Origin of the sequence: Streptomyces sp. NPDC093591 (assembly GCF_044764885.1) — a bacterium.
GTDB lineage: Bacteria > Actinomycetota > Actinomycetes > Streptomycetales > Streptomycetaceae > Streptomyces.
The window spans coordinates 87278-98871 of record NZ_JBIWIY010000030.1; the positions used below are offsets into that span (position 1 = coordinate 87278).

At 71.8% G+C, this 11594-nt stretch carries 11 protein-coding genes and 1 pseudogene; 9 read left to right on the top strand and 3 right to left on the bottom strand.

The window, feature by feature from the left end; translation table 11 throughout:
- Positions 1–29 precede the first annotated feature (29 nt).
- Entirely contained in the window at positions 30–446 is a 417-nt protein-coding gene (locus ACIREI_RS43545) for an SsgA family sporulation/cell division regulator (protein ID WP_403345618.1), read from the bottom strand.
- A gap of 222 nt (positions 447–668) precedes the next feature.
- On the opposite strand from ACIREI_RS43545, the gene ACIREI_RS43550 reads away from it, so the two are divergent.
- Positions 669–1772 carry a WD40/YVTN/BNR-like repeat-containing protein gene (locus tag ACIREI_RS43550; RefSeq protein ID WP_403345620.1) on the top strand — a complete coding sequence of 368 codons (1104 nt, stop codon included), beginning with the start codon at positions 669–671 and terminating at the stop codon, positions 1770–1772.
- Between the two features lie 48 nt (positions 1773–1820).
- The gene (locus ACIREI_RS43555; protein WP_403345622.1) at positions 1821–2144 is read left to right on the top strand and encodes a plasmid stabilization protein; all 324 of its coding nucleotides are present in this window, start codon (positions 1821–1823) and stop codon (positions 2142–2144) included.
- A gap of 3 nt (positions 2145–2147) precedes the next feature.
- Here ACIREI_RS43555 and ACIREI_RS43560 read toward each other — a convergent pair whose 3' ends face one another.
- Positions 2148–2444 carry a YciI family protein gene (locus ACIREI_RS43560; protein ID WP_403345624.1) on the bottom strand — a complete coding sequence of 99 codons (297 nt, stop codon included), beginning with the start codon at positions 2442–2444 and terminating at the stop codon, positions 2148–2150.
- Positions 2445–2506: 62 nt separating this feature from the next.
- Here ACIREI_RS43560 and ACIREI_RS43565 point away from each other — a divergent pair.
- A pseudogene (locus ACIREI_RS43565) lies at positions 2507–3187 on the top strand (endonuclease V); the annotation flags it as partial.
- A 529-nt stretch (positions 3188–3716) separates the two neighbouring features.
- The gene (mmpA, locus tag ACIREI_RS43570) at positions 3717–3863 is read left to right on the top strand and encodes a morphogenic membrane protein MmpA (protein WP_403345625.1); all 147 of its coding nucleotides are present in this window, start codon (positions 3717–3719) and stop codon (positions 3861–3863) included.
- 24 nt (positions 3864–3887) lie between these two features.
- Here mmpA and ACIREI_RS43575 read toward each other — a convergent pair whose 3' ends face one another.
- On the bottom strand, positions 3888–5066 hold the full coding sequence (locus tag ACIREI_RS43575; protein ID WP_403345626.1) for a saccharopine dehydrogenase family protein: 1179 nt from the start codon (positions 5064–5066) through the stop codon (positions 3888–3890).
- A 92-nt stretch (positions 5067–5158) separates the two neighbouring features.
- On the opposite strand from ACIREI_RS43575, the gene ACIREI_RS43580 reads away from it, so the two are divergent.
- The 5 genes from ACIREI_RS43580 (at position 5159) to ACIREI_RS43600 (ending at position 11489) form a co-directional block, all read left to right on the top strand.
- Positions 5159–5539 (top strand): MmcQ/YjbR family DNA-binding protein, encoded by a 381-nt coding sequence (locus ACIREI_RS43580; RefSeq protein WP_403345628.1) that lies wholly within the window; start codon positions 5159–5161, stop codon positions 5537–5539.
- A 129-nt stretch (positions 5540–5668) separates the two neighbouring features.
- Entirely contained in the window at positions 5669–6829 is a 1161-nt protein-coding gene (locus ACIREI_RS43585; protein ID WP_403345630.1) for a CaiB/BaiF CoA transferase family protein, read from the top strand.
- Positions 6826–7968 carry an acyl-CoA dehydrogenase family protein gene (locus ACIREI_RS43590; RefSeq protein ID WP_403345631.1) on the top strand — a complete coding sequence of 381 codons (1143 nt, stop codon included), beginning with the start codon at positions 6826–6828 and terminating at the stop codon, positions 7966–7968. Before ACIREI_RS43585 ends, ACIREI_RS43590 begins: the two co-directional genes overlap by 4 nt.
- 81 nt (positions 7969–8049) lie before the next feature.
- Complete coding sequence (locus ACIREI_RS43595; RefSeq protein ID WP_403345632.1) at positions 8050–9264, top strand: acetyl-CoA C-acetyltransferase; 1215 nt, start codon at positions 8050–8052, stop codon at positions 9262–9264.
- A 50-nt stretch (positions 9265–9314) separates the two neighbouring features.
- Positions 9315–11489 carry a 3-hydroxyacyl-CoA dehydrogenase NAD-binding domain-containing protein gene (locus tag ACIREI_RS43600; protein ID WP_403345634.1) on the top strand — a complete coding sequence of 725 codons (2175 nt, stop codon included), beginning with the start codon at positions 9315–9317 and terminating at the stop codon, positions 11487–11489.
- The last annotated feature ends 105 nt before the right edge of the window (positions 11490–11594 follow it).

Here is an 11594-nt window from a genome sequence, read left to right on the forward strand (position 1 = left end):
GGTAGGGGCGGCGGGGCGAGAAACCCGCCTCAGCAGGCGTCCCGCATGAGTTCCGCCAGATCACGGTCCAGGTCGAGCTGCAGATGCTCCAGCCCGAGCGGCACCAACTCGCTGGTCGACTGCAGAAAACGCTGCACCTCGCCCGTACGGATGTGCACGACGGCCGTGCCCTCGGGCGCGTGGAACTCCAGGACCGTACGGTCGAACCCGTACGGCCGCACCCGCACGTCCCCGTGGCCCTCCGGCCCTTCCAGCCCGGCCAGGAGCAACTCGCGGCTGAAGGTCCAGCAGACCTCCACGCCCTCCAGGGTGGCCGGGGCCGGGAAGGTCATGCGGACGGCGAACGGGTCGCGCCGGTCGTAGTGCAGGGTCGCGGGAATGCTCGGCATCCGCGGCGCGGCGGCGACGAGACGGGCCTCAACGGGCTGCTCGATTACGGTGGACAACGCCATGCTCCCTTGTGACAGCTGGACGAACTTCCGGGCGGACGAGACCGGGCACTGGTAGAGACGACGGAATCAGCCAATCCGTGCACCGTGGATTCGAGTGACCTCTGTCACCGCCGTCATGCATGGGAGTGGCTCGTTCGTCCCAGGTGCCGGGAAAGTCACATGTGGTCCCCGGGGCCATCTGGACGATGCCGGGGTGGTCGGCTAGCTTCGCCCGCCATGAGGCGTTCGGGGAGCACGCGACGGTCGGGGCGTACGTTTCGGACAGTGGCCGCGGGGGTGGTGTGCGGGGCGGCGCTGGCCGCGCTGACCGCCGTACCCGCGCGGGCGGACCAGCCGGAGCGCAGTGCGCCGCACTGGGAACCGAAGGACAGTGGCACGCCCGAGGTGCGCTTCCGCGGGCTGTCCGCGGTCAGCCGGAACACCGCCTGGCTGGCCGGAACCCAGGGCACCGTTCTGCGCACCACCGACGGCGGCGCGACCTGGCGGAACGTCTCGCCGCCCGGGGCCGGCGAGCTCCAGTTCCGGGATGTCGAGGCGTTCGACGCACGACGTGCCGTGGTGCTGGCCATCGGAGAGGGCGAGGCGTCCCGTGTGTACCGCACGGACGACGGCGGTGCGACCTGGACCGAGTCCTTCCGCAACACCGACGCGCGGGCCTTCTACGACTGCATGGCCTTCTTCGACCACCGCCACGGCCTGGCGATGAGCGACCCGGTGGACGGCAGGTTCCGCATCCTGTCGACCAGTGACGGCGGCCGCTCCTGGAAGGTGCTGCCCGGCGACGGGATGCCCGCCGCGCTGGAGGGCGAGGCCGGCTTCGCGGCGAGCGGTCAGTGCCTGGTCACCTCCGGACGCAAGGACGTCTGGCTGGCCACCGGCGGGGCCGCACGCGCGCGCGTGCTGCACTCCACCGACCGCGGACTGACCTGGACGGCCGCCGACACACCGGTCCCGGCCGGCGACCCCGCCCGCGGCGTCTTCGCCCTGGCCTTCCGCGACCGTACGCACGGCCTCGCGGTCGGCGGCGACTACCGCCCCGACCAGGCCTCCCCGCAAGCCGCCGCCCGTACCGGCGACGGGGGCGCCACCTGGCAGCCCGCGGGGACGCCGGTGAACGCCTACCGCTCCGGCGTCGCCTGGCTCCCGCACAGCCGCACCGCAGCCCTGGCCGTCGGGCCCACCGGCACCGACCTGACGACGGACGGCGGCCGCACCTGGCGGACCGTCGACACCGGCTCCTACGACACCGTGGACTGCACGCCGGACCTCGGCTGCTGGGCGGCGGGGGAGAAGGGCCGGGTCGCACGACTGGAGAGCTGACGCCGGAATGTGGGTACTCGGTCGCCGACTGCGAGAGGAGTGACTCATATGCCAGCCGGTTCGAGCTCGAAGCGGGAACGCCAGTACGAGCACATCAAGAAGAGCGCCCAGGACCGGGGCGAGAGCACCTCGCGCGCCAAGGAGATCGCGGCGCGAACGGTGAACAAGGAGCGCGCACGGTCCGGCGAGTCCAAGACCGCCAGCCGTACGTCCACCCAGGACATGTCCTCGGGCAAGCGGGGCGGCCAGCGGTCGGGCAAGGGCTCCCAGGGGCCCACCTACGACCAGCTGTACGAGGAGGCCAAGAAGCGCAACATCCACGGGCGTTCGGACATGAACAAGGGCCAGCTCAAGCAGGCGCTGGGCAAGTGAGGCTCAGCCGGGCGTCTCGCGGTGGCGCTCGAGCTCCGGGGCCGTCTTCGTGGCGGCGAACTCGGTGATGCGGTACGCGCAGACGCCCGCGCCGACGAACGGGTCCGTCGCGGCGATCGCCTCGATCCGCGCCCGGTCCTCCGCGACGGCGAGGATCACCCCGCCGTCGCGGGGGTTCTTGCGCCCCGACGCGAGGAACGTCCCCTTCTCGTACTGCTCGTCGAGCCACGCCACATGGGCCTCCAGCACGGCGTCGACGGCATCCAGCGGGGCGGTGTAGGTCAGCTCGAGTACGAACATGATCACGAGCGTACCCCCGGGCCCGCCGCGGCCGCCCCGGGCCCCGTACCCTCGTCCCCACCATGACGACCGTACGCATTCCGGCGGGCTGGCCCGCGACCGAGGAAGAGGCCCGCGCCGTCCAGGACGAACTGCGGGAGCGGGTGCTGCTCGACGAGCCGGGGCCGCCGCCCGGAGCCGGACACGTGACCGGGGTCGACGTGGCCTACGACGACGAGCGGGACGTGGTGGCCGCGGCGGCGGTCGTGCTGGACGCGGCGACCCTCGACGTCGTCGCCGAGGCCACGGCCGTCGGCCGGATCTCCTTCCCGTACGTCCCCGGCCTGCTCGCCTTCCGCGAGATCCCCACGGTGCTGGCCGCCCTCGACGCCCTGCCCTGCGAGCCTGGCACGGTCATCTGCGACGGCTACGGCCTCGCCCACCCCCGCCGCTTCGGCCTCGCCAGCCACCTCGGCGTCCTCACCGGCCTGCCGACGATCGGCGTGGCCAAGAACCCCTTCACCTTCACCCACGACGACCCCGCCCCCGAACGCGGAGCGTCCGCGCCGCTCATGGCGGGCGACCAGGAGGTCGGCCGCGCCCTGCGCACCCGGGACGCCGTCAAACCGGTCTTCGTCTCGGTCGGCCACCGCGTGAGCCTCGACAACGCCTGCGCCCATACGCTCGCCCTGACCCCCGAGTACCGCCTTCCGGAGACGACACGTCGCGCGGACTCGCTGTGCCGACGGGCACTGAAGGAGGCGGCTGGTCCGAGGCCGGAACTCGCCGCCCGGGCGGCCGCGGACCCGACCCGGACATGGGGGCGGTCCCTCTTCGAGCGCCAGCCCCTGCCGGTGGCCTGGGCGGGGCGAGTGCTCGCGGCCGCGGCGGAGGAGCTGGGCGGGACCCCGGAGATCGACGCCGCCGTGGCCACGGCGGGCGACCGCGATCGGTGGAGCCGGGGCAGCGAGGTGTTCGGGCTGGTCCGAGGGCGAGGGCTCACCGCCTGGGAGCACCCGACGGAGCAGCAGCGGCTACTGGTCCGCCTCGCGGAGCTGGTCGGCAAAGTCGCCCACAACGAGGCGGGGCCCCCGCCCTTCTACGACCATCACGCGGGCTGGCAGATCGGCCCCATCGCCGTCCGGCTCGCCCGCTGCACGCCCGATCCGTCCGTGCGGGAGCGGATCGCGGAGGCATTGGGGGACTGGCCGGCGACCGACGAGGGCGACTGAGTACTTCGGCTGAGTACCTGTACGGATGTCGTGCGCGCCGGTGATCGGCAGGCTGTGACGCATGACGACGCACCGCGCCCCCAAGCCCCTTGCCGACCCGAACCGCCCCGTCGAGCGTGCCGTGACGGCCGCGCTGGTTCTCGCCGTGGTGGCGGGGCTCGCCTGGATCGGCGGGATGATCTTCACCGTGGCGGGGTGGACCCAGTAGGGACAGGTTCGGCGCAGGGCCCGTTCAGCGGGTCGCGGCGACCCGGAAGGTGATCCCCGCCCCGCGCAGCCGCTCGATCAGCGCGTCCCCCATCGCGACCGCCGTCGTGACCTGGCCGGCCGTGGTCGGCAGCTCGTCGAAGGCGAGGGACAGGGCCGACTCGGCGAACATCTTCGCCGTCTCCCCGTATCCGGGGTCGCCGCCCGCCACCTCGGTGAAGACCCGTCGGCCACCGCCCTCGCCGACGAAGCGGACCGAGAACCAGCTCTTCGCGCGCTTCTCGGCGCTCGGCCCCTCGCCGGGCTTCAGCCGGTCGGACAACCAGCGCCGGGCGGGCGGCAGTTGGGCGGCCGTGACGAGCGCGCCCATCGCGGCGACCCCGCCGACGGCGATGGGCAGATGCCGTACGGCGGCGTAGTGGCGGTAGCGGAAGTCGGGGCCGTAGCGCTCCAGGGCCCGCGCGGACCGCTTGACGATCTGCGGGTCGATCGTCGGCAGCGGCACCGCCCAGGCACCCACCTCCTTCGCGAACCGGGGCGCACCCGTCGGCGCGAGCGCCCGGCGACCCATCAGCCGCGGCTCGTGGCGGGCGCGGTCGCGGGCGGCGGTCCGCATCTGGCGGCCGCGTGAGAACTGGTTGAGCGCCGACGCGAACGTGCCGCCCGAGAAGGTGGCGTCGGCCGTCACGAACCCGTCCACCGCCAGGGGGACGCCCTCCGGCAGCTGCTGGACGGTGAAGTACGCGCCCAGGTCGTGCGGGACCGAGTCGAAGCCGCAGGCGTGCACCAGCCGCGCGCCCGTCTCACGCGCGCGTGCGTCGTGCCGGACGTACGTCAGGTCCACGAACTCCGGCTCACCGCAGAGGTCGAGGTAGTCGGCCCCGGTCTCCGCGCAGGCCGCGACGAGATCCTCGCCGTACTTCACGTACGGGCCCACCGTCGTGGCCACCACGCGCGCGTGCTCGGCGAGTCGGCGCATCGACGCCGGATCCGAGACATCCGCCTCCAACAACCCGATCCCCGCACCCCCTGGCAGCCGTTCGCGCAGTCGCTCCAGCTTCTCCTTGCTGCGCCCGGCGATCGCCCAGCGCAGCCCCTCTGGGGCCTGTGCGGCCAGGTACTCCGTGGTGAGGATCCCGACGAAGCCCGTGGCCCCGAAGAGCACGATGTCGTACGGACGATCCGCCCTGTTCATCCTGGTCATGACACCCCTCGGTCTCGCAGCACGCGCCGTTGTCGGTGGCCGAGGCTAGCGTGAGGGGTGCGGAGCCCGACGACGAGGCCGGGAGGTATGCGGTGGCCGTGCCCAGGAACGCCCTGAAGAAGTGGGAGAAAGTGCGCGAGTTCGCGCTCGGGCTGCCCGGAACCACCGAGGAGTTCCCGTGGGGCGAGACGGTCGCGAAGGTCCACAAGAAGGTGTTCGTCTTCCTGGGCGTCGACGACGGCAGCTATCCGCTGGGCATCACGGTGAAGCTCAAGGACGAGTCGGCCCACGCCCACGCCCTGACGTGCCCGGGCGCCGAGCCCGCCGGGTACGGCCTGGGCAGGGCGGGCTGGGTGAGCATCCCGCTGGAGCAGAAGGGCGCCCCGGCCGCGGAGCTGCTGTGCGACTGGGTGGAGGAGAGCTACCGCACGATCGCGCCGAAGCGGCTGATAGCCGAGCTGGACGGGCGCTGATTCCGCCGGGGCGGGTTCGCGGCCGGGCTTCCGGCGGGTAACTTCCTAAGCGCTTGCTCTTGTGTCCGTCGGTGCATCTTCTTAGCATCACTGGTGTTACAGCAGTTGTGTCATATACCTGGGGGCTGGATGGCAACGACGCCAGGACAGGGCCCGCTCACCGGCGTGCGCGTGGTCGAGCTGGCCGGAATCGGGCCCGGCCCGTTCGCCGCCATGCTCCTCGCCGACCTCGGCGCCGACGTGGTGCGCGTCGACCGGCCCGGCGGCACGGGACTCGCCATCGACACCGCGTACGACGTCACCAACCGCAACAAGCGCTCCGTGATCGTCGACCTGAAGTCCCCCGACGGTCCCGCCCGCGTGCTCGAGCTCGCCGCCCGCGCCGACATCCTCATCGAGGGCTACCGCCCCGGCGTCGCCGAGCGTCTCGGCGTCGGCCCCGAGGCCTGCCACGCCCGCAACCCGGCGCTCGTCTACGGCCGTATGACCGGCTGGGGCCAGGAGGGGCCGCTCGCCCACCGCGCCGGCCACGACATCGCGTACATCGCGCTCACCGGCACCCTCGGCATGATCGGCAGCCCCGACGAGCCACCGGCCGTCCCCGCCAACCTCGTCGGCGACTACGCGGGCGGCTCCCTCTATCTCGTCGTCGGCGTCCTCGCCGCCCTCCACCACGCGCGCGCGACCGGCACCGGCCAGGTCGTCGACGCCGCCATCGTCGACGGCACCTCGCATCTCACCGCGATGATCCACGGCATGCTCGCCGCCGGCGGCTGGCAGGACCGGCGCGGCGCCAACCTCCTCGACGGCGGCTGCCCCTACTACGGCACCTATGAGACGGCCGACGGCAGGTACATGGCGGTCGGCGCCCTGGAACCCCAGTTCTACGACGAGTTCCTGGAGCTGCTCGGCGTCACGGACTTCGCCTCCGCCCGCAAGGACTGGGCCCGCTGGGGAGAGCTGCGCGAGGCGGTCGCGGCCCGCTTCAAGTCCCGTACGAGGGACGAGTGGACGGCCGTCTTCGAGGGCTCCGACGCCTGCGTGGCGCCCGTCCTGTCCCTGCGCGAGGCCCCGCACCACCCGCACCTCGCCGCCCGCGGCACCTTCACCGACCACGGCGGCATCACCCAGCCCGCACCCGCACCGCGCTTCTCGGCGACCCGGACGGCCGTACGGACCGGCCCGGCCCAGCCCGGCGCGGACACCGCCGACGTGGCGCGCGACTGGGGCGTACCCGAGCTGATGAAGGGCCTCGAAGGGGAGGACACCGACATGAAGGGCCTCGAATGAAGCGGCAGATCTTCGCTCCCGAGCACGACGCGTTCCGCGCGACCGTGCGTGCCTTCCTGGCCAAAGAGGTGCTGCCGCACTACGAGCAGTGGGAGAAGGACGGCATCGTCTCCCGCGACGCCTGGCGCGTGGCCGGAAAGCAGGGCCTGCTCGGATTCGCCGTTCCCGAGGAGTACGGAGGCGGCGGCACCCCCGACTTCCGCTACAGCGCCGTCCTCGCCGAGGAATTCACCCGCGCGGGCGCGCCCGGCCTCGCCCTCGGCCTGCACAACGACATCATCGGCCCGTACCTGACCTCCCTCGCCACCGAGGAGCAGAAGCGGCGCTGGCTGCCCGGCTTCTGCGACGGCTCGCTGATCACGGCTATCGCCATGACCGAGCCCGGCGCCGGCTCCGACCTCCAGGGCATCCGCACCCACGCCGAGGACCGCGGCGACCACTGGGTGCTGAACGGGTCCAAGACGTTCATCTCCAACGGCATCCTCGCCGACCTGGTCATCGTCGTCGCGAAGACGACGCCCGAGGGCGGCGCGCGCGGACTGTCGCTGCTCGTCGTCGAGCGCGGCATGGACGGCTTCGAGCGCGGCCGCAACCTCGACAAGATCGGCCAGAAGGCGCAGGACACGGCCGAGCTGTTCTTCCACGACGTCCGCGTGCCCAAGGCGAACCTCCTCGGCGAGCTCAACGGCGCCTTCGTCCACCTGATGACGAACCTCGCCCAGGAGCGCCTGAGCATCGCGGTCTCCGCGATCGCCGCCGCCGAGCACCTGCTGGAGATCACCACCGAGTACGTCAAGGGGCGCGAGGCCTTCGGCCGGCCGCTCGCCACCAAGCAGCACGTCCGGTTCGAGATAGCCGAGATGGCCACCGAGTGCGCCGTCACGCGCGCGTTCCTCGACCGCTGCATCGAGGACCACGACAGCGGCACGCTCGACGCCGTGCACGCCTCCATGGCCAAGTGGTGGGCGACCGAGCTGCAGAAGCGGGTCGCCGACCGCTGCCTCCAACTGCACGGCGGCTACGGCTATATGAGCGAATTCCCCGTCGCCCGGGCCTTCACCGACGGCCGCATCCAGACCATCTACGGCGGGACGACCGAGATCATGAAGGAGATCATCGGCCGTTCCCTGCTCGGCTGAGGCTCCCATGCCCGACCAAGGCTCCCAGGCCTCCTCGAGGCTCCATCGCTTGGCTGACCCTCACCCCCGAAAGGCTTACCAGTGAGCACCGAAGCGTACGTGTACGACGCGATCCGCACCCCGCGCGGCCGCGGCAAGGCGAACGGCGCCCTGCACGGCACCAAGCCCATCGACCTGGTCGTCGGCCTCATCCACGAGCTCCGTGACCGCTTCCCCAATCTCGACCCGGCCGCCATCGACGACATCGTGCTCGGCGTCGTCGGCCCGGTCGGCGACCAGGGCTCCGACATCGCCCGCATCGCCGCGATCGCCGCCGGACTGCCCGACACCGTCGCGGGTGTGCAGGAGAACCGCTTCTGCGCGTCGGGTCTGGAGGCCGTGAACATGGCCGCCGCCAAGGTCCGTTCGGGCTTCGAGGACCTCGTCCTGGCGGGCGGCGTGGAGTCCATGTCCCGGGTGCCGATGGCCTCGGACGGCGGTGCCTGGTTCAACGACCCGATGACCAACCTCGCCGTCAACTTCGTACCGCAGGGCATCGGCGCCGACCTGATCGCCACCATCGAGGGCTTCACGCGCCGTGACGTCGACGAGTACGCGGCCCTGTCCCAGGAGCGGGCGGCGACGGCCTGGAAGGAGGGCCGCTTCGACCGCTCCGTCGTCCCGGTCAAGGACCGCAGCGGCCTCGTCGTCCTCGACCACGACGAGCACTTGCGCCCGGGCACCACCGCCGACTCCCTCGCCAAGCTGAAGCCGTCCTTCGCCGACATCGGTGACCTCGGCGGCTTCGACGCCGTGGCGCTGCAGAAGTACCACTGGGTCGAGAAGATCGACCACGTCCACCACGCGGGCAACTCCTCCGGCATCGTCGACGGCGCCTCGCTGGTCGCCATCGGCACCAAGGAGGTCGGTGAGCGCTACGGACTCACGCCCCGCGCGCGGATCGTCGCCGCCGCCGTCTCCGGCTCCGAGCCCACCATCATGCTCACCGGCCCCGCGCCCGCCACCCGCAAGGCACTCGCCAAGGCCGGACTGACCATCGACGACATCGACCTCGTCGAGATCAACGAGGCCTTCGCGGCGGTCGTCCTGCGCTTCGTGAAGGACATGGGTCTCCCGCTGGACAAGGTCAACGTCAACGGCGGCGCGATCGCGCTGGGCCACCCGCTCGGCGCCACGGGCGCGATGATCCTCGGCTCGCTCGTCGACGAACTGGAGCGCCAGGACAAGCGGTACGGCCTGGCGACCCTCTGCGTCGGCGGCGGCATGGGCATCGCCACGATCGTCGAGCGCATCTGATCCCCGGCGCAATCAGCGGTACACCAACAGACTTCAACGGAGACCCCGTCATGACACAGAGCACCACCATCCGCTGGGAACAGGACCGCGCCGGCGTCGTCACCCTCGTCCTCGACGACCCCAACCAGTCCGCGAACACCATGAACCAGGCGTTCCGCGACTCCCTCGCGGTGACCGTCGACCGCCTGGAGGCCGAGAAGGACACCATCCGCGGCGTCATCATCACCTCCGCCAAGAAGACCTTCTTCGCCGGCGGCGACCTGCGCGACCTGATCCGGGTCACCCCCGAGACCGCACAGCAACTGTTCGACGGCGGCATGGAGATCAAGCGGAACCTGCGCCGCATCGAGACCCTGGGCAAGCCGGTCGTCGCCGCGATGAACGGCGCGGCCCTGGGCGGCGGCTACGAGATCGCCCTCGCGTGCCACCACCGCATCGCCCTCGACGCGCCCGGCTCCAAGATCGGCTGCCCCGAGGTCACCCTCGGCCTGCTGCCGGGCGGGGGCGGCGTCGTGCGCACCGTCCGCCTCCTCGGCATCGCCGACGCACTGCTGAAGGTCCTCCTCCAGGGCACCCAGTACAACCCGCGGCGCGCCCTGCAGAACGGCCTGGTCGACGACGTGGCCGCCACCCAGGAGGAACTGCTCTCCAAGGCCCGCGCCTTCATCGAGGCCAACCCCGAATCGCAGCAGCCCTGGGACAAGCCGGGCTACCGGATCCCCGGCGGCACACCCGCCAACCCCAAGTTCGCGGCGAACCTGCCCGCCTTCCCGGCCAACCTGCGCAAGCAGACGAACGGCGCTCCCTACCCGGCCCCGCGCAACATCCTCGCGGCCGCCGTCGAGGGCTCGCAGGTCGACTTCGAGACGGCACAGGTCATCGAGGCGCGCTACTTCGTGGAGCTGGCGGCGGGCCAGACCTCCAAGAACATGATCCAGGCGTTCTTCTTCGACCTCCAGGCCGTCAACTCCGGCGCCAACCGTCCCAAGGGCATCGAGGCGCGGAGGGTCCGCAAGGTGGCCGTCCTGGGCGCGGGGATGATGGGCGCGGGCATCGCCTACTCGTGCGCCCGCGCCGGCATCGAGGTCGTCCTGAAGGACGTGTCCCTGGAAGCCGCGGTCAAGGGCAAGGGTTACTCGGAGAAGCTGTGCGCGAAGGCGGTCTCCAGGGGCCGTACGACGCAGGAGAAGGCCGACGCGCTGCTGGCGCGCATCACGCCGACGGCCGACCCGCAGGGCGTGGCCGGCTGCGACGCGGTCATCGAGGCGGTCTTCGAGAACCCCGAGCTCAAGCACAAGGTGTTCCAGGAGATCCAGAACATCGTCGCGCCGGACGCGCTGCTGTGCTCCAACACCTCCACGCTGCCGATCACCGTGCTGGCCGAGGGCGTCGACCGCCAGGCCGACTTCATCGGCCTGCACTTCTTCTCGCCCGTCGACAAGATGCCGCTCGTCGAGATCATCAAGGGCGAGCGCACGGGGGAGGAGGCGCTGGCTCGCGCCTTCGACCTGGTCCGCCAGATCAACAAGACGCCCATCGTCGTCAACGACTCCCGCGGCTTCTTCACCTCCCGCGTCATCGGCCACTTCATCAACGAGGGCGTGGCGATGGTCGGCGAGGGCATCGAGCCCGCGTCGGTCGAGCAGGCGGCGGCCCAGGCGGGCTACCCCGCCAAGGTCCTCTCGCTGATGGACGAACTGACCCTCACGCTGCCGCGCAAGATCCGTAACGAGTCCAAGCGGGCCGTGGAGGAGGCGGGCGGCACCTGGACGTCCCACCCCGCCGAGGCCGTCATCGACCGCATGGTCGACGAGTTCGACCGCCCGGGGCGCAGCGGAGGCGCCGGCTTCTACGACTACGACGCCGACGGCAAGCGGACGGCCCTGTGGCCGGGCCTGCGTGAGCACTTCACGCGCGAGGGCGCGCAGATCCCCTTCCGCGACATGCAGGAACGCATGCTGTTCTCCGAGGCGCTCGACACGGTCAGGCTCCTGGAGGAGGGCGTCCTGACGTCGGTCGCCGACGCCAACATCGGCTCCATCTTCGGCATCGGCTTCCCCGGTTGGACGGGGGGCGTGCTGCAGTACATCAACGGCTACGAGGGCGGCCTGCCCGGGTTCGTGGCACGCGCGCGTGAGCTGGCGGAGCGGTACGGGGATCGGTTCACGCCGCCGGGGTTGCTGGTGGAGAAGGCGGGGGAGGGGGAGCGGTTCGGGGACGGGTGACGTCGGGGGGAGTTCCTCGCCCCCGCCGCCCCTACCCGTCCCGTCCCCGGGGGCTGCCGCCCCCGGACCCCCGCTGTCGGCCCTTCGGGCCTCGTCCTCAAACGC